This is a genomic window from Microbacterium sp. (assembly GCF_036823965.1).
Taxonomy (GTDB): Bacteria; Actinomycetota; Actinomycetes; order Actinomycetales; family Microbacteriaceae; genus Microbacterium.
On the sequence record NZ_DAITBE010000011.1, the window covers coordinates 82,322 to 99,587 of the forward strand.

A 17,266-nucleotide genomic window follows, 5' to 3' on the forward strand; every position below is an offset into this window, starting at 1 on the left:
TGGATGCCGGTACGCCTCAGTCCGACGCGCAGGGCGCTCGGGTAGAGTGGCCAGCGCCCCGACCAGGGCTTTCCTTGGCCGCCGTACCGTAAGGCAGCATGTCTTCTTCCCCCTCTGATCCGAGTGCTCCCGCGGAGCGACCGTTGCGCATCCTGATCGGCTGCGACACCTTCGCCCCCGACATCAACGGAGCCGCGCGCTTCGCCGAGCGTCTCGCCGCCGGACTCGTCCAGCGCGGCCATGACGTGCACGTCGTGGCGCCGAACGTGGCATACCGCCGTGCGACGCCGCACACCGAGGTGATCGAGGGCGAGCCGATGACGCTGCACCGCCTGCCGTCGGTGCGCTGGGCGCCCCACGACTGGCTGCGCTTCGTGTGGCCGTGGCGCGTGAAGCCGTATGTGCGCAAGATCATCGACGAGGTCCAGCCCGACGTCGTGCACATCCAGTCGCACATCGTGATCGGTCGCGGCCTCGCGTCCATCGCGCAGGAGCGCGGCATCCCCGTGATCGCCACCAACCACGTGATGGCCGAGAACATCCTCGACCACAGCATGCTGCCGACATTCGTCGACAATGCGATCGTGAAGTGGGCCTGGGGCGACGCCAAGCGCACCTTCGACCGCACGCGCGCGATCACCACTCCCACCCGTCGAGCGGCGGACTTCCTCGAGAGCTCGATCGACATCTCCGGAGTCATCCCGGTCAGCTGCGGCATCGACCGCACCCAGTACACGCCGGTGATCGCCCCGCGCGAGCAGAACCGCATCATCTTCGTCGGCCGGCTGACCGCCGAGAAGCAGGTCGAGGTCATCCTGCAGGCGATGACCAAGCTCGACCCGGCGCTCGGCACCAGGTTCGACGTGGTCGGCGGCGGCGATCAGCGCAAGCAGCTCGAATCGCTCGCGGCGAAGCTCGGACTCGCCGAGAGCGTGACCTTCCACGGACGCACCACCGACGAGGAGCTGCGGGCGCTGCTCTCTCGCGCCAGCCTGTTCGTGATCGCCTCGATCGCGGAGCTGCAGTCGATCGCGACCATGGAGGCCATGGCCTCTGCGCTCCCGATCGTCGCGGCGGATGCCGTCGCGCTTCCGCACCTCGTGCACGACGGCGAGAACGGCTACCTGTTCACGCCGGGTGACGTCGACGAGCTCGCTGCGCGCCTGACCGACGTGCTGACGGCGGAGCCCGCGGAGTACGCGCGGATGCAGCAGGCGTCCCTCGACGGCGTGGCCATCCACGACATCAACCGCACGCTCGACACGTTCGAGGCGCTGTACCGCGACCAGCCCCTGCCCGAGTAGCCGAGGCGCGCGCATGCACATCGTCTTCTTCGGCGATCAGCACCTCGATTCGCTCGGCGGTGCGCAGGTCTCGATGCGGCTGCAACGGGAGTTCCTCGAGCGCGCAGGCCACACCGTGACCGTCGTCGCTCCGCGGATGCACGGGAAGCGCGCTTCGACTGCGGCCGTGTCCGCGGGTGCTCCAGCCGCGGGCGATCTGGATCTCCCGTCGATGCCGATCACGCTCGACCGCGAGTACTCGATGACCTGGCCCGGGGGCGGCACCGACCGCTTCCTCGACCGCGCCATGACCCGCCGGCCTCCCGTCGACCTCGTGCACGTGCAGGCGGACTTCTGGGGCGCGTTCATCGGGCACCGCTTCGCGCGGCGCCACGGCATCCCCGTCGTCCACACCATGCACAACCGCGTCGATGTCGGCATCGCCGCGGTCACGCCGCTGCACCGCCCGGTGCTCGCGGTGCTGAATCTCTGGCGACGCAGCGCGATGCGCGGCATCGGGGCGTCCCCTGTCCGAGGCTCGGACGGCTGGGCGTTCCTGCAGGGACTCGCCGCCGGAGCATCCGCCGTCACCGCGCCGTCGACGCATTTCGCGCGACGGCTGGAGCAGCACGGTGTCTTCGGTTCGGTCGACGTGATCTGGAACGGCATCGATGACGACGTGCGCGACGCCACGCTCGCAGCAGCGCCTCCGGAGCGCGAGCCGGGTCGCCCGAGGTTCGTGTGGCTCGGGCGCATGAGCCCGGAGAAGCGGCTGCTGCCCTTCCTGCAAGCGTTCGTCGCTGCCGGGGTCGACGCGGAGCTCGAGATCATCGGCGGCGGCGGTCAGCGCGCTGCGGCCGAGAAGGTCGTCGCCGGCCTCTCGAACGTGCGATTCGCCGGGCGCCTCAGCTACCCGCAGACGCTGGCGCGCATCGCGGCGGCTGACGCGCTCGTGCAGACGTCGATCGGCTTCGAGACCCAGGGCATGACGCCCTTCGAGGCGGCGACGCTCGGGACGCCCTCCGTGATCTGCGATCCCGACATCGCCGCCGAGTTCGGCGGCGGGCTCTGGGCGGTGCCGGAGGCGGATGCTGCCGAGCCGCAGCGCATCGCAGCCCTCGCGCGCACGCTGCGCGAGGCGGCATCCGACATCGCGGCGGGCGCCGCCCCGACCCCGGTGCCGGCCGTCGTCGAGGGATTCCGGCAGTCCTCGCGCACCGGTGCGATGGTCGAGGTCTACCGGCGCGTGCTGGCTGCCGATCAGAAGAAGCGGTAGAACAGCGACGCGATCCAGCCGATCACGATGCTGGTGATGTGCGAGGCCGCGATTCCGATCGCGATGCCGGCCAGCAGGTGCGGCGCCGGGCGGCGCACCGCGACCAACCCGAGGATCAGGGCGGCGATCGCGCCGGCGAGCGTGAGCACGCTGCCGAGTCCGTCGAGCACGCTGATGCCGGAGACCGAGAAGTCCGCCGCGTAGTACATGAAGGGGCGCAGCAGCGAGATCAGCAGTCCGACGGCGAGCGTGAGCAGCGCCACGATGAACGCGACGCGACCGAGCGGGTTGCCCGGAGCTGCCTGGGCGGGCGGAGCGCCGACCGGATACTGCGGCATCGCATACTGCTGCGCTGGGTGCTGCGGCGCCGGGTTCTGGGGCTGCGGCGGGTACTGCTGCGACGGGTACTGCTGAGGGGCCTGGTTCGGCGGCCCCGCCGGGTACTGCGCTGCAAACGGGTGCTGCCCCGCCGGGGCGGGATACTGCTGCCCCGCGGGGTACTGCGGGTCCGCCGGGAGCGGCGATGCGGCAGGCGGTGCCGGTGGCGCCTGCGGCGGCTGGTGCGTCGGCGGGACGGGAGGCTGCTGCGGCTCGCTCATGTGCACGAGCGTAATCGCGGTGGCGCGTGAGCGGGAGGGGGAGGAGTGCCCGGTCAGCGATTCGAGCGCGTGAGTTCCGGCTCGTGTCCGGAGACCCGGCTCCAGTCGGTGGGCTGGTGCCGATAGCCGTCGCGGCGCAGCTCGACCACGGTGGCGATGGTGGCCCACAGAACGAGGGCGGCGAGTGCGATGAGGAGTAGCATGGCAGAAACACTACGATCGACGTCGATCGGCCACGAGTGGCAGAATAGACGCGTATCGAAGGAAAACTGCCAACTCGGGAGTGCGCATGAAGACGGTCGCCTGCATCATCCAGGACGGGTTCGCCCCGTTCGAGTTCGGAGTCGCCTGCGAGGCGTTCGGCCTCGATCGTTCCGATGACGGCGTGCCGAACTTCGACTTCCGTGTGGTGGCTCCCCGCATCGGCGTCGTGCCGTCGAAGATCGGCTTCTCGGTCAACGTCGAACACGACCTCTCCTTCGCCTACGAGGCCGACCTGGTCGTGTTCTGCCCGCTGCCGCGATCGCACTGGGACCGGATCGACCCGCTCGTGCTCGACGTGGCGCGCGATGCGGTCGCCCGTGACGCCTGGGTCATGAGCGTGTGCAGCGGATCCTTCATCCTCGGAGCCGCCGGCGTGCTCGACGGGCGCAGGGCGACCACCCACTGGATGTACTCGGATGTGATGGCGGAGATGTACCCGCAGATCGACATCGACCCCGATGTGCTCTTCGTGCAGGACGGCAAGATCATCACGAGCGCCGGCACCGCGGCCGGCATCGACGCCTGCCTGCACCTGCTGCGTCAGGAGCTCGGCGCAGAGCTCACGAACCGCATCGCTCGTCGCATGGTGGTTCCACCGCAGCGCGACGGCGGTCAGGCGCAGTTCATCGACCGCCCGCTGCCCGTGGTGCCGAACGACCTGCTCTCGGCCGTCGCTGACTGGGCGGTCGAGCACCTGCGTGACGACCTCGGCGTCGAACAGCTCGCGGCGCGCGCCCTGATGTCGCCGCGTACCTTCGCCCGCCGCTTCAAGGCGGAGTACGGTGCCACGCCGGCCGCATGGCTGGCCAGGCAGCGCATCATCCAGGCGCAGCGCCTGCTCGAGCGCACCGATCTGCCGCTCGAGCAGATCGCCGAGGAGTGCGGCTTCGGCTCGGCGGCCGTGCTTCGGCAGAACTTCGCGCGCGTGCTCGGGCTCACCCCGACCGCCTACCGCTCGCGGTTCTCCTGCGCCGAGGAGACGGCCGGCGCGGAGTCGGCAGCCTGACTCCCATCAGCCTGACTCCCATCCCGTCACCGGAGGGAGAAGCGGGGCGGCAGCTCAGAGTCGGCGGGTCGTCGAGCGCTCGACCAGCGTGCACGGCAGCACCAGGTGCGCGCGCTCCTGCGTCGGGTCGTCGAGCAGCGAGAGCGTCAGCTCGACCGCGCCGCGTGCCATCTCGGTGATGGGCTGACGGACCGTGGTCAGATCGAACGCCTCCCACGACGACATCGCGACATCGTCGAAGCCGAGGATCGACACGTCCCCGGGTACCGAGACCCCGAGTGCCGTCGCGGCGTTGAGCGCTCCGAAGGCGACGAGGTCGTTGTGGCAGAACAGCGCGGTCGGCGGCGTCGGCAGTTGCAGCAGGCGGGTCGCTGCCTGGAAGGCGCGGGTGTAGTCGAGGTCGGCGACGTCGAGGAGGTCGTCGTCGAACGTCACGCCAGCGGCATCCAGCTCCTGCAGGAAGCCGTCGTGGCGGTCGGCGACGGATGCCGCCCCCAGCGGTCCGGCGATCACCCCGATGCGTCGGTGCCCGAGCGAGACGAGGTGGCGGCCGGCGATCCGCCCTCCCTCGAGGTTGTCCGGCGAGATCGTCGCCGTCTCAGGCGCGGTGCCTGGACCCATCGTGACCGAGGGGACGCCGAGCGAGACGATGCGTCCCTCGTCATCCGCCGGCAGCAGCGTCGTGGTGAGGATGACCGCGTCGACGTTGGTCTCCCAGAGCGTCCTGGCGAGGTCCTCCGTGGTGTCGGCGCGACCGCTGAGGATCAGGGCCCGATAGCCCGCTCGGGAGAGCTCGTCGCTGATCGTGTGCAGCAGCTCGGCGTAGTAGCTGTTGCGGGGATCGCCGAGCACGACGCCGATCGTCTGCGTGCGGCTCGTGACCAGACTCCGCGCGCTGAGGTTCGGCCGGTAGCCGAGCTGCTCGATGGCCGCCTCGACCTTGGCGCGGATGCGCTCGGACACCCCTTCGTGTCCGTTGACGATCCTCGACACGGTCGTCTGCGACACGCCTGCCGCCTTGGCGACGTCGATGCTCGTCACTCCGCGTGACTTGGGCGGCATGGTCGCTCCTCTTCCGGCCGGGATTCCCATCGTAACGTCGATGATCCCGCGGATGACTACGCAGTCCCGTGGTCCCAGTGGGCAGGCGAGGGCAGCGCGTGATCGTGCACATCGACCCCGGAGGGGGTCACGGACGCGGTGGCGTACAGCAGTGACTGCGTGGGATAGCCGTGCGGCCGGTTGTCGCGGATGATCGCGCGGTCGTCCTCCGGGGCCAGCTCGGCGCTCTCCGCGAGCAGGGTGATCCAGTCGTGCGCCCAGTCGTCGCGCTCAGCGGCGGGCGCGAGCGCGCGGAATCGCGGCAACCAGGTCTGGATGCGCGGGGTGACGGCATCGTCGAGGTCGTCGTGCGCGATCATGTGGGTGCCAGGGGAGACCGGGGTCGCGCGCAGGGTCACGCCGTCCCAGGACACGACTCGAGCGCCATCGGGGCCGACCTCGAGCAGGTTGAAGCCGTGCATCGGCAGCGCGCCGGCGGGGGAGCGGCCGTTGACGGATTCGAGGGCGAGGGAGCCGCGCGACACGGCCCGCTCCTCGGGCAGATCGCGCACATGGGCGCGGTTGAGCAGCACGGCCAGCCGTCGTTCGGCGGGGTTCACCGCGAGCCACGCGCCGCCCGCCCGGCGGTCGCGGATGCCGATCACGCCGGGGTACTGCTCGGGCCACCACGGGCCGAGACCATCCCACTCGCGCTGCGGGTCCTCATCGCGCACCGCCAGCAGTCGTGCGGACGCGGCATCCTCGACATCGATCACGACTGTGCACACACGGGCAATTCTAGGTCGCTCATCTCGGAGTGGATCCGCGTTGCGGTGGCGCTCGGCGCGCAGGTTCCGACCCGCTCGCGCTGTTGCTGCGGCAGAATCGGAAGGGTGAACATCGTCGTCGGAGTCACTGGCGGTATCGCCGCCTACAAGTCCGTGCACCTGGTGCGCCTGCTGACGAAGGCGGGTCATGATGTGACCGTGGTGCCGACGGATGACGCGCTGCGCTTCGTCGGCACGCCGACCTGGGAGGCGATCAGTCGCCATCCGGTGACGACGAGCGTGCATGACGACGTCGCCAGGGTGCGCCACGTCGCCCTGGGGCAGGCCGCCGACCTCGTGATCGTGGCGCCGGCGACCGCGAACACGATCGCCTCGATGACCGCGGGCCTCGCGAGCGATCTGCTCGGCACGACGCTGCTGGCGACGCTCGCCCCGGTCGTGATCGCCCCGGCGATGCACACCGAGATGTGGCGGCATCCCGCGACACAGGCGAACATCGCGACGCTCCGGTCACGTGGCGTGCACCTGGTCGGTCCGGCCGAGGGTGAGCTCGCCGGCGGCGACACGGGACCGGGGCGGATGTCGGAGCCCGAGGAGATCGTCGAGCAGGCGCTCGCCGTGCTCGCCCCGCAGGACCTCGCCGGGCTCCGGGTCGCGATCTCGGCCGGTGGCACTCGCGAGCCGATCGATCCGGTGCGCTTCCTCGGCAACCGCTCGAGCGGGCGCCAGGGAGCCGCGCTCGCCGCAGAGGCCGCCGCGCGCGGGGCAGAGGTCGTGCTGGTCGCCGCGCACGTCGACGCCGAGGTGCTGGCGGTGGCGCAGCATCCGTCCATCCGCGTGCAGCGCGTCGGTACCGCCGCAGAGCTGGGGGCGGCGATGACGGAGGCGGCTGCATCAGCGGATGCCGTGATCATGGCGGCCGCCGTGGCCGACTATCGCCCGGCTGCTGTGGCCGAGCACAAGCTCACGAAGGAGCAGGGGCTGCTCACACGCCTCGATCTCGTGGAGAACGAGGACGTGGTCGCGGCGCTCGCCGCAGCTCGCACTGCGGGGCAGGCGCCCGATGGGCAGATCATCGTCGCGTTCGCTGCCGAGACGCTGACCGATGCCGGTGAGCGTCGTGAGCGCGCTCGCCGCAAGCGCGAGCGGAAGGGCGTGGATCTGCTCGCCGTGAACCTCGCGGACGCCGAGCACGGCTTCGAGCGGTCCGACAACGCGGTCGAGATCATCGGAGACGCCGGCGGTGTGGTCGGCGCGGCGTCGGGGACCAAGCGCGAAGTGGCGAAAGCCATCTGGCGCGCGGTGACTGACATGCGCTAAACTTGAGTCAAGTCGACTCAACTTTGAGCGGCAGTGACCGAGACAGCAACAGAAGGAGTCTCCTCAGGAGGAACAGATGGCAACCCCGCAGACCAGTTCTCAGAACGACCAGCAGTCCGCCCTCGAGCAGTTCGGGATCAACCTCACCGACCGCGCACGGCAGGGCAAGCTCGACCCCGTGATCGGACGAGACAGCGAGATCCGTCGCGTCAGCCAGGTGCTCACCCGCCGCACGAAGAACAACCCGGTGCTCATCGGTGAACCCGGCGTCGGCAAGACCGCCGTCGTGGAGGGGCTCGCCCAGCGCATCGTCGCCGGCGACGTCGCCGAGTCCCTGAAGGACAAGGAGCTGATCACGCTCGACATCTCCGCCCTCGTGGCCGGCGCCATGTACCGCGGGCAGTTCGAGGAGCGACTGAAGCAGGTCCTCAAGGAGATCACCGAGTCCGACGGGCAGGTCATCACGTTCATCGACGAGCTGCACGTGCTGATGGGCGCGGGCGGCGGTGAGGGTTCGGTCGCGGCATCCAACATGCTGAAGCCGATGCTGGCCCGCGGCGAGCTGCGCCTGATCGGCGCGACCACGCTCAACGAGTACCGCGAATTCATCGAGAAGGACGCCGCGCTCGAGCGCCGCTTCCAGCAGGTCTACGTCGGCGAGCCGACCGTCGAGGACACGATCGCGATCCTCCGCGGGCTCAAGGGTCGCTACGAGGCGCATCACGGCGTCACGATCTCCGACAGCGCGCTCGTCGCCGCCGCCGCGCTCTCGAGTCGCTACCTGCCGGCCAGGCAGCTCCCGGACAAGGCGATCGACCTGATCGACGAGTCGATGTCTCGGCTCAAGATGGAGATCGACTCCTCGCCGGTCGAGATCGACCAGCTCAAGCGCCAGGTCGACCGGATGAAGCTGGAGGAGCTCGCGCTCAAGCGCGAGAAGGACGCCGCGTCGAAGGAGCGTCTCAGTGCGCTGCGCGAGCAGCTCGTCGGCCTGGAGCAGCAGCTCGCCGAACTCGAGGCCCGCTGGGCGCGCGAGCGTCAAGGGCTGAATCGGGTCGGTGACCTGAAGAAGCAGCTCGACGACGCGATCACGCAGCGCGACCTCGCGATGCGCAATGCCGACTACACGAAAGCCTCGAAGCTCGAGTACGAGACCATCAAGCGCCTGGAGCGCGACATCGCCGAGGCCGAGGAAGCCGAGGCCGCGACGCGCGACGAACCGCGCATGGTCAACGAGCAGGTCACCGACGAGGACATCGCCGCCGTGATCGCAGCGTGGACCGGCATCCCCGTCGGTCGCCTGCTGCAGGGCGAGAGCGAGCGACTGCTGCACCTCGAGTCCGAGCTCGGCCGCAGGCTGATCGGGCAGAAGGATGCCGTCAAGGCCGTGTCCGACGCGGTGCGCCGCTCGCGCGCCGGCATCAGCGACCCCGGTCGTCCGACCGGATCCTTCCTGTTCCTCGGGCCGACCGGTGTCGGCAAGACCGAGCTCGCGAAGGCGCTGGCCGACTTCCTCTTCGACGACGAGCGCGCCATGGTGCGCATCGACATGTCGGAGTACGGCGAGAAGCACGCGGTCTCCCGGCTCGTGGGCGCCCCACCGGGGTACGTCGGCTACGAGCAGGGCGGCCAGCTCACCGAGGCCGTGCGGCGTCGCCCATACAGCGTGGTGCTGCTCGACGAGGTCGAGAAGGCGCACCCCGAGGTCTTCGACGTGCTGCTGCAGGTGCTCGACGACGGTCGGCTCACCGACGGCCAGGGGCGCACGGTCGACTTCACGAACGTGATCCTGATCCTGACGTCGAATCTCGGCTCGCCGATCCTGATCGACCCGGTGCTGTCGCCCGACGACAAACGGGAGCAGGTCATGGCGCTCGTGCGGCAGGCGTTCCGTCCGGAGTTCCTGAACCGCCTCGACGACATCGTGATGTTCTCCGCGCTCAGCGAGGACGACCTCGCGCAGATCGTCGAGCTGTCGATCGATCAGCTGCACCAGCGTCTGCATGACCGTCGGCTCACCCTTGCGGTCACACCGGATGCCCGGTCGTGGCTGGCCGAGCGCGGCTACGATCCGATGTTCGGAGCGCGTCCGCTGCGTCGGCTCATCCAGAGCGAGGTGCAGAACAAGCTCGCGACGGCACTGCTCTCGGGCGGTGTGCGCGACGGCGACACGGTTCGTGTCGATGCCGCGGCCGACGGCAGCGGTCTGGTCCTCACCTCGACCTCGCCGGAGCCGGACCCCGACGATGACGTGATCGAGGCCGAGCTGCTCGAGGACTGATTCGCGAAGGTCCGCACGACGCTTCGACAGGCTCAGCGACCCAGACCGGGGCGCTGAGCCTGTCCCGTCGGGTCCCTGAGCCTGTCCCGTCGGGGCGCTGAGCCTGTCCCGTCGGGTCCCTGAGCCCGTCGAAGGTCAGGAAAGCGGCTTCTGGCGGATGCCGCCGAGAGCGTCGTTCGCCAGTTCCTTCCCGATGATCGAGTTCCGCCTCGAGTAGGCGAAGTAGATGATCATGCCGATCGCGAGCCAGATCGCGAAGCGCACCCAGGTCTCGGTGCTGAGGTTCAGCATGAGCCAGAAGCACGCCAGTGCCGAGATCCAGGGCAGCCACGGCGACAGCGGCACCGTGAACGGGCGCTCGAGGTCAGGGCGGCTCTTGCGCAGGATCGGCACACCGATGCTCACGAGCACGAATGCCGACAGGGTGCCGATGTTGATCATGTCGCCCAGCACCTGCACGTCGAAGAAGCCGGCGATGATGGCGATCACCACGCCCACGATCAGCTGGATGCGGATCGGCGTGCCGCGCTTCTTGTCGGTGACGCTGAGCGCGCGGGGCAGCAGGCCATCGCGGCTCATCGCGAACACGACGCGGGCGAGACCCATCAGCAGCACCATCACGACGGTGGTGAGGCCGACGAGGCTGCCGATCGCGATGACCTGCGCGGCCCAGGTCGCGCCGACGAGCTCGAAGGCGCTCGCGAGCGACGGTTCGTCGAGCTTCGCGAGCTCGGTGTACGAGACCATGCCGGTGATCACGATCGCGACGAGCACGTAGAGCACGGTCACGATGATGAGGCCGAGGATGATGCCGCGCGGCACCGTGCGCTTGGGGTCCTTCGTCTCCTCGGCGCTCGTGGCGACGACGTCGAAGCCGATGAACGCGAAGAACACGAGCGCCGCACCGCTGAGGATGCCGAAGACGCCGTAGATGGAGGGATCCGATCCGGTCATGAACGAGAACAGCGACTGCGTCCAGACGCTCTCGGTCGCCGCGCCGTCCTGCGCCGGCGGCACGAAGGGCGAGTAGTTGGCCCCGTTGATGAAGAACAGGCCGACCACGATCACGAACAGCACGATGGCGACCTTGATGACGGTGAACACGCTGTTCACGCGGCTCGACAGCTGAGTGCCGAGGGCGAGCAGCAGCGTGAAGATCGCGACGATGACGACGGGACCCCAGTCGAACGCGACCGGGCCGATCTGGATCGACATCGGGATCTGGAGGTTGAACAGCGACACCGCGTCGCCGAGGTAGACGCCCCAGTACTTGGCGATCACGGCCGAGGCCATGAGCATCTCGAGGATGAGGTCCCAGCCGATGATCCAGGCGAGGAACTCGCCGAGCGTCGAGTACGTGAACGTGTACGCCGAGCCTGCGACGGGGATCGACGACGCGAACTCCGCGTAGCAGAGGATCGCCAGGCCGCAGACGGCAGCGGCGATGATGAACGAGATGATGACGGCGGGGCCGGCGTGGCGAGCGGATGCCTCGGCGCCCACCGAGAAGATGCCGGCGCCGACCGCGACCGCGACGCCCATGACGGCGAGGTCCCAGACGCCGAGCGAACGTCTCAGGGAACGTTTCTCGTCGTGCGTCTCCGCCATCGACTGCTCGACGGATTTGATCCTTCGCTGAATCGCCATGCGGACGATTCTAGGAGGGTGGCTGTCGCCGGCGCAGGAGCGTCGGCGAGAGACCCGGGCCCACGACATCCGCTGAGCACGTCACTCGACGAGATGGAGCGTCACACATCGGCATCCGGGAATATGCGCGTGCATGGACCGGTTGTGCCAACGTGTACGCGGACGATGGAGTCCGGTTCGACTCCTTCTGAAAGGCACTCCCGTGAGCAATCCCGTCATCGATCGCACCGCACCGACCGAGCACCCCGTCCTCGACGTCCTCGCCGGACGCTGGAGCCCCCGCGCCTACGACGCGCAGAACACGATCGACGAGGCCAAGCTCGCGACCGCACTCGAGGCCGCTCGCTGGAGCCCCTCCGCCAGCAACTCGCAGCCCTGGCGCTTCATCGTCGCCCGTCGCGGCACCGCCCTGCACGCGCAGGTCGTCGACTCGCTCGTCGGCTTCAACCAGACCTGGGCCCGCAACGCCGCCGTGCTCGTCGTCGCGATCGCCGAGACCGCCGCCGCCGACGGCACGCCGATCACGCACGCCTTCTACGACCTCGGCCAGGCCGTCGCGCACTTCTCGGTGCAGGCCCACCACGACGGTCTCGTCGTGCACCAGATGAGCGGCTTCGACCCGGAGGTCGTGCGTGAGTTCGCCGACCTCGAGGAGCGCTTCGTGCCCGCCACGGTCTTCGCCGTCGGCGAGTTCGGCGACGTCGCCACGCTGCCCGAGGTGCTGCAGGAGCGCGAGGTCGCCCCGCGCGTCCGTCGCCCCATCGCAGAGACCGTGATCCTCAGCGCCTGAACGAACCCAGCGCCTGAACGAACTGAGCGCCTGAGCAATGCAGCGGCCTGAGTATTTGGGCGCGTGAGCAAGTGGGCGCGTGAGCAGTCGAACAGCTGAGCGCCCGGGCCTCGTACGACCTCCTCAGTCGAGGAGGTTGTGCGAGGCCGCGGATGCCAGCGCCTGCCGCACCGCGCGGATCGAGGGAGCCGCCACCGACACCCGCCGCGTGGAGGAGAAGATCTCGCGACGCGGTTCGGACGGCAGCGGTGAGAGTGCGACAGTGGGTGTCTCGCCCGCCCACACGAGCTCCGGCAGCAGGCCGACCGCGAGACCGGCCCTGATCAGGCGGATGTGCGCCGTGAGGTCGGCGATCTCGAACCGCACGTCGGGCTCGAACCCGGCGGTGCGGCAGAGCTGCTCAGCCCAGGCACGGGAGGCGGTGCCGGCCGGCTCGAGCACCCACGGCTCTTCGCGGGTCGCCCACAGCGCCGCCGCTGCATCCGCTGCATCGGGCGTGCCGGCACGCCGGGCGAGCGCGATCGTGTCGTGCGCGAGCATCACGCGGTCGAGGTCGGCATGGATCGCGCGGGTGTGCCCTGGGTACTGCTCGGCGAGGATCAGATCGAAGTCGCGGCTCGAGACGCCGACGAGGCCGGTCTCGGGGTCGCACTCGGTGACCTCGACGCGCAGGGCGGGATGCTGCGCCTTCAGGGCGTCGAGCGCGCGGGGGAGCAGCGAGTGCGCCGCCGACTGGAACACGGCGATCCGCACGGTGCCTGTCACCTCCGTGAGCGATTCGGCGACCGCGACCTGGGCGTGCTCGAGCTGGTCGAGGATGCCGATGGCCTCGGCGACCAGCACGTTGCCCTGCGGCGTGAACTGCACGCCGCGGCCGACACGGCGCAGCAGCGGCACGCCGACGTCGCGCTCGAGCGCGCTGAGCTGCTGCGACACCGATGCCTTGCTGTAGGAGAGGGCGTCGGCGACCGCCGAGAGCGTTCCGCGGCGGCTGAGTTCGACCAGCATCCGCAGACGATTCACGTCGAGCATGCGGCATGCGGTCCCTTCATTCTTTCGTTCAGTACGACTGAACAGAACTCACTCGAATTGGTTGATAGACGGAGCCTACTGCGGCGGATGACAATGATCCAGCCGCACACGACCCGAAGGTGTGCGATCCCGACTGGGTGCCAGCACAAACGAAGAGGATCCGCCGATGACCGCCGTCGACACCACCCCCCGCACTTCAGAGGTCGCCGCCGTCGTGCAGCGCTGGCTCACCGAGAGCGAGACCCACCCCGTCGAGCCGGCAGCGCAGCGTCTGGCCGAGGTGCTGAAGGATCCCCGCGGCCTCGACTTCACGGTCGGCTTCGTCGACGGTGTCATGCGCCCCGAAGACCTGAGTGTCGCCGGTCGCAAGCTCGCCGAGATCTCCGAGATCACCCCGACGCTGCTGCCCTGGGTGCTGCGCAGCGCCATCAAGACCGGCGGGTTCTTCGCGCCGAAGCTCCCCGGCGTCGTCGTGCCGATCTCGCGCCGCGTGCTGCGCGCGATGGTCGGCCACCTCGTGCTGGACGCCACGCCATCGAAGCTCGGCCCCGCGATCGCGAAGCTGCGCAAGAGCGGCAACCGCCTCAACCTCAACCTCCTCGGCGAGGCCGTGCTCGGCGAGCGCGAAGCAGGCCACCGCCTGCAGGGAACTCGTGACTTCCTCGCCCGCGACGACGTCGACTACGTCTCGATCAAGGTCTCGAGCGTCGTCAGCCAGCTGTCGATGTGGTCGTTCGACGAGGCCGTCGCGGATGTCGTCGAGAAGCTCACCCCGCTGTATGAGCTGGCAGCCAAGGCAGAGGCGAAGGGCCCTTCGACGGGCTCGAGGACCCAGAAGTTCATCAACCTCGACATGGAGGAGTTCCGCGACCTCGATCTGACGATCGCCGCCTTCACCGCCATCCTCGACCAGCCCGGTCTCGAGAACCTCGAGGCCGGCATCGTGCTGCAGGCGTACCTGCCGGATGCGCTCGGCGCGATGCAGCACCTGCAGGAGTGGGCTGCCGCCCGCCGGGCGAAGGGCGGCGCTCCGATCAAGGTGCGCGTCGTGAAGGGTGCGAACCTCGCGATGGAGCACGTCGACGCCGCGGTGCACGGCTGGCCGCTCGCGACCTACGGCACCAAGCAGGACTCCGACACGAACTACAAGCGCGTGCTCGACTGGTCGCTCACGCCCGAGCGTCTGGACGCCGTCCGAATCGGCGTCGCCGGCCACAACCTGTTCGACATCGCCTACACCTGGCTGCTCTCGCAGGCCCGCGGGGTCGACGGCGGCTCGCTCGTCGAGTACGAGATGCTGCTCGGCATGGCGACCGGTCAGGCCGAGGCGGTCCGCAAGGACGTCGGTCGTCTGCTGCTCTACACGCCGGTCGTGAACCCGGCGGAGTTCGATGTCGCGATCGCGTATCTCGTTCGTCGCCTGGAGGAGAACGCCAGCCAGGAGAACTTCATGTCGGCGGTCTTCGAGCTGGCCTCGAACCCGACCCTGCTGACCCGTGAGCGCGAGCGTTTCGAGCGCTCACTCGCAGCGCTCGAGGCCGACCGCTCCGTGCCGGCATCCAACCGCGTGCAGGACCGGACCACGGAAGCGGATGCCGCGACGCCGACCACCGCGTTCCACAACCAGCCCGACACCGACCCGGCGCTCGGTGCGAACCGCGCCTGGGGTCGCGAGATCCTGCAGCGCTCGGTCGCATCGACGCTCGGCGTGGACGCGATCGCGGCCGCCCGTGTCGAGACGACCGAGCAGCTGGACGGCATCTTCACTGCAGCCACGGCTGCCGCAGCGCAGTGGGCGGCCCGTCCCGCAGCGGAGCGCGCCGAGATCCTGCACCGAGCCGGCGACGAGCTCTCCGCCCGCCGCGGCCAGCTGATCGAGATCATGGCGCACGAGGCCGGCAAGACGATCGCCGAGGCCGACCCGGAGATCAGCGAGGCGATCGACTTCGCGCACTACTACGCGGAGCGTGCGAAGGACCTCGAGTCCGTCTCCGGCGCGGAGTTCATCCCGTCGAAGGTCACGGTCGTCACCCCGCCGTGGAACTTCCCGGTCGCGATCCCCGCCGGCGGCGTGCTGGCCGGACTCGCCTCCGGCTCCGGCGTCGTCATCAAGCCGGCCAAGCTCACCCAGCGCTGCGGCGCCGTGATGATCGAGGCGCTGTGGGCTGCCGGTGTGCCGCGCGACCTGCTCGCGCTCGTCGACCTCGCCTCGCGCGATCTCGGCACCCGCCTGGTCTCGAGCCCCGCTGTCGACCGAGTGATCCTCACCGGTGCGTACGAGACGGCGCAGCTGTTCCGCTCGTTCCGCTCCGACCTGCCGCTGCTCGGCGAGACCAGCGGCAAGAACGCGATCATCGTGACGCCGTCGGCCGACCTCGACCTGGCGGCAGCCGACGTCGCGCGCAGCGCCTTCGGGCACGCCGGCCAGAAGTGCTCCGCTGCGTCGCTCGCGATCCTCGTCGGATCCGTCGCGGACTCGAAGCGGTTCCGGCGTCAGCTCGTGGACGCCGTCTCGTCGATGCGCGTCGGACTCCCCGACGACCCCGCGACGCAGATGGGCCCGATCATCGAGCCGGCTGACGGCAAGCTGCTCGCAGCCCTGACCGAGCTCGGCGCCGGCGAGTCGTGGCTCGTGAAGCCCGAGCAGCTCGACGACGAGGGCAAGCAGTGGACCCCCGGTGTGAAGACCGGCGTCCGTGAGGGCTCGTACTTCCACATGACCGAGTTCTTCGGCCCGGTGCTCGGCATCATGGTCGCGAAGGACCTGGACGAGGCGATCCGCCTGCAGAACGCCGTCGACTACGGCCTGACCGCGGGCATCCACTCCCTCGACTCCACCGAGGTCGCGACCTGGCTCGACCGCGTCGAGGCGGGCAACCTGTACGTGAACCGCGGCATCACCGGCGCGATCGTGCAGCGTCAGCCCTTCGGCGGCTGGAAGCGCTCCGCGGTCGGCGCCGGCGCCAAGGCCGGTGGACCGAACTACCTGTTCGGGCTCGGCGAGTGGGCTTCTGCCGAGCTGCCGGCCGTCGCGCCGGACGCCGCCGTGACCCCAGCGGTCGACGCGCTGCTCCGCGCAGCAGCCGGCGAGCTCGATGCGGTCGAGTCCGAGTGGCTGCTGCGCGCAGCGGCATCCGACGAGCGCGCGTGGGTCGACGAGTTCGGCGCGATCACCGACAAGTCGGGCCTCGGCGTCGAGCGCAACCTGTTCCGCTATCGTCCGGTCGCCGTCGACGTGCGCATCGCCGAGGGTGCCCCGCTGGTCGAGGGGGTCCGCGTGCTCGCGGCAGCCCTCCGCAGCGGCAGCCCGTTCACGGTGTCGTCGTCGAAGCTGCCCTCCGGCATCGAGAAGGTCCTGCGCGCGCAGGGCGTCTCGATCGCGCACGAGAAGGATGCCGCCTGGGCGAAGGGCTTCGCGAAGTCCGTGTCGAAGGCCGCGCACAGCTGGGCGCGTGTCCGCCTCGTCGGCGGCGACGCCTCTGCGCTGTTCGAGGCGCTCGGTGGACTGCCGGACGTCGCGGTCTGGTCGCACGCCGTGACCGGTGCCGGCCGCGTCGAGATCCTGCCGTTCCTGCACGAGCAAGCCGTCTCGATCACGAACCACCGCTTCGGCAACCCGACCGGACTGACGGACGGCGTGATCTGACGCTGCGCCGACGAATCATGCGCTGACGACGAGACCCCCTGCCACGTGCTCGTGACAGGGGGTCTCGTGTGTGCGGTGCGGCCTCAGCCGCGCAGCGCCTCGGCCAGCTTCACGCGCGAACCCATGCGCAGCAGCGAGTTCTCGTAGATCTTCGCGCCGATCACGATCGCGGCGACGCAGCTCGCGAGCAGGATCGCGAGGCTCAGCAGCGGCTCCCACCACTGCGCCTCGCCGACGAACAGGCGCATCGGCATCCCGACCGGGGCCGAGAACGGCACGTACGACATGATCGT

The 17,266-nt window shown here is 69.6% G+C and carries 13 protein-coding genes and 1 pseudogene; 7 read left to right on the forward strand and 7 right to left on the reverse strand.

Annotated features, from left to right (window positions below; all coding sequences use genetic code 11):
- Nucleotides 1–98: 98 nt before the first annotated feature.
- Both V7Z82_RS16270 and V7Z82_RS16275 read left to right on the forward strand, forming a co-directional pair.
- Complete coding sequence (locus tag V7Z82_RS16270; protein WP_334152726.1) at nucleotides 99–1,304, forward strand: glycosyltransferase; 1,206 nt, start codon at nucleotides 99–101, stop codon at nucleotides 1,302–1,304.
- 13 nt (nucleotides 1,305–1,317) lie between these two features.
- The gene (locus tag V7Z82_RS16275; RefSeq protein WP_334152727.1) at nucleotides 1,318–2,559 is read left to right on the forward strand and encodes a glycosyltransferase; all 1,242 of its coding nucleotides are present in this window, start codon (nucleotides 1,318–1,320) and stop codon (nucleotides 2,557–2,559) included.
- On the opposite strand, the gene V7Z82_RS16280 is transcribed toward V7Z82_RS16275, so the two are convergent.
- A complete protein-coding gene (locus V7Z82_RS16280; RefSeq protein WP_334152728.1) occupies nucleotides 2,544–3,158 on the reverse strand; it encodes a hypothetical protein in 615 nt (204 codons plus the stop codon). The genes V7Z82_RS16275 and V7Z82_RS16280 overlap by 16 nt on opposite strands.
- A gap of 53 nt (nucleotides 3,159–3,211) precedes the next feature.
- Nucleotides 3,212–3,361, reverse strand: coding sequence for a hypothetical protein (locus V7Z82_RS16285; protein ID WP_334152729.1), 150 nt, complete (start codon nucleotides 3,359–3,361; stop codon nucleotides 3,212–3,214).
- A gap of 86 nt (nucleotides 3,362–3,447) precedes the next feature.
- Between V7Z82_RS16285 and V7Z82_RS16290 the strand changes: the two genes are divergently transcribed.
- Entirely contained in the window at nucleotides 3,448–4,428 is a 981-nt protein-coding gene (locus V7Z82_RS16290; RefSeq protein ID WP_334152730.1) for a GlxA family transcriptional regulator, read from the forward strand.
- Nucleotides 4,429–4,482: 54 nt separating this feature from the next.
- On the opposite strand, the gene V7Z82_RS16295 is transcribed toward V7Z82_RS16290, so the two are convergent.
- Both V7Z82_RS16295 and V7Z82_RS16300 read right to left on the reverse strand, forming a co-directional pair.
- Nucleotides 4,483–5,490, reverse strand: a complete 1,008-nt coding sequence (locus tag V7Z82_RS16295) for a LacI family DNA-binding transcriptional regulator (protein ID WP_334152731.1) — start codon at nucleotides 5,488–5,490, stop codon at nucleotides 4,483–4,485.
- Nucleotides 5,491–5,546: 56 nt separating this feature from the next.
- On the reverse strand, nucleotides 5,547–6,257 hold the full coding sequence (locus V7Z82_RS16300; RefSeq protein ID WP_334152732.1) for an NRDE family protein: 711 nt from the start codon (nucleotides 6,255–6,257) through the stop codon (nucleotides 5,547–5,549).
- A 105-nt stretch (nucleotides 6,258–6,362) separates the two neighbouring features.
- Between V7Z82_RS16300 and coaBC the strand changes: the two genes are divergently transcribed.
- Entirely contained in the window at nucleotides 6,363–7,577 is a 1,215-nt protein-coding gene (coaBC, locus tag V7Z82_RS16305; RefSeq protein WP_334152733.1) for a bifunctional phosphopantothenoylcysteine decarboxylase/phosphopantothenate--cysteine ligase CoaBC, read from the forward strand.
- 76 nt (nucleotides 7,578–7,653) lie between these two features.
- Complete coding sequence (locus tag V7Z82_RS16310) at nucleotides 7,654–9,858, forward strand: ATP-dependent Clp protease ATP-binding subunit (protein ID WP_334152735.1); 2,205 nt, start codon at nucleotides 7,654–7,656, stop codon at nucleotides 9,856–9,858.
- Nucleotides 9,859–9,993: 135 nt separating this feature from the next.
- On the opposite strand, the gene V7Z82_RS16315 is transcribed toward V7Z82_RS16310, so the two are convergent.
- The gene (locus tag V7Z82_RS16315; RefSeq protein ID WP_334152737.1) at nucleotides 9,994–11,505 is read right to left on the reverse strand and encodes an APC family permease; all 1,512 of its coding nucleotides are present in this window, start codon (nucleotides 11,503–11,505) and stop codon (nucleotides 9,994–9,996) included.
- A 202-nt stretch (nucleotides 11,506–11,707) separates the two neighbouring features.
- Between V7Z82_RS16315 and V7Z82_RS16320 the strand changes: the two genes are divergently transcribed.
- The gene (locus tag V7Z82_RS16320; protein ID WP_334152739.1) at nucleotides 11,708–12,295 is read left to right on the forward strand and encodes a nitroreductase family protein; all 588 of its coding nucleotides are present in this window, start codon (nucleotides 11,708–11,710) and stop codon (nucleotides 12,293–12,295) included.
- Between the two features lie 123 nt (nucleotides 12,296–12,418).
- On the opposite strand, the gene V7Z82_RS16325 is transcribed toward V7Z82_RS16320, so the two are convergent.
- Complete coding sequence (locus tag V7Z82_RS16325; RefSeq protein WP_334152741.1) at nucleotides 12,419–13,327, reverse strand: LysR substrate-binding domain-containing protein; 909 nt, start codon at nucleotides 13,325–13,327, stop codon at nucleotides 12,419–12,421.
- A gap of 166 nt (nucleotides 13,328–13,493) precedes the next feature.
- Here V7Z82_RS16325 and V7Z82_RS16330 point away from each other — a divergent pair, with 166 nt between their 5' ends.
- Nucleotides 13,494–16,973, forward strand: coding sequence for a bifunctional proline dehydrogenase/L-glutamate gamma-semialdehyde dehydrogenase (locus V7Z82_RS16330; protein ID WP_334152742.1), 3,480 nt, complete (start codon nucleotides 13,494–13,496; stop codon nucleotides 16,971–16,973).
- 83 nt (nucleotides 16,974–17,056) lie between these two features.
- On the opposite strand, the pseudogene V7Z82_RS16335 reads toward V7Z82_RS16330, so the two are convergent.
- Nucleotides 17,057–17,266: pseudogene (locus V7Z82_RS16335) on the reverse strand (ABC transporter permease); the annotation flags it as partial.

What these genes read in the sequence shown, in the direction of transcription:
- V7Z82_RS16270 (WP_334152726.1), top strand. Translation starts at nt 99, where the DNA reads ATGTCTTCTTCCCCCTCTGATCCGAGTGCTCCCGCGGAGCGACCGTTG.
- V7Z82_RS16275 (WP_334152727.1), top strand. Translation starts at nt 1,318, where the DNA reads ATGCACATCGTCTTCTTCGGCGATCAGCACCTCGATTCGCTCGGCGGT.
- V7Z82_RS16280 (WP_334152728.1), bottom strand. Translation starts at nt 3,158, where the DNA reads ATGAGCGAGCCGCAGCAGCCTCCCGTCCCGCCGACGCACCAGCCGCCG.
- V7Z82_RS16285 (WP_334152729.1), bottom strand. Translation starts at nt 3,361, where the DNA reads ATGCTACTCCTCATCGCACTCGCCGCCCTCGTTCTGTGGGCCACCATC.
- V7Z82_RS16290 (WP_334152730.1), top strand. Translation starts at nt 3,448, where the DNA reads ATGAAGACGGTCGCCTGCATCATCCAGGACGGGTTCGCCCCGTTCGAG.
- V7Z82_RS16295 (WP_334152731.1), bottom strand. Translation starts at nt 5,490, where the DNA reads ATGCCGCCCAAGTCACGCGGAGTGACGAGCATCGACGTCGCCAAGGCG.
- V7Z82_RS16310 (WP_334152735.1), top strand. Translation starts at nt 7,654, where the DNA reads ATGGCAACCCCGCAGACCAGTTCTCAGAACGACCAGCAGTCCGCCCTC.
- V7Z82_RS16315 (WP_334152737.1), bottom strand. Translation starts at nt 11,505, where the DNA reads ATGGCGATTCAGCGAAGGATCAAATCCGTCGAGCAGTCGATGGCGGAG.
- V7Z82_RS16325 (WP_334152741.1), bottom strand. Translation starts at nt 13,327, where the DNA reads ATGCTCGACGTGAATCGTCTGCGGATGCTGGTCGAACTCAGCCGCCGC.
- V7Z82_RS16330 (WP_334152742.1), top strand. Translation starts at nt 13,494, where the DNA reads ATGACCGCCGTCGACACCACCCCCCGCACTTCAGAGGTCGCCGCCGTC.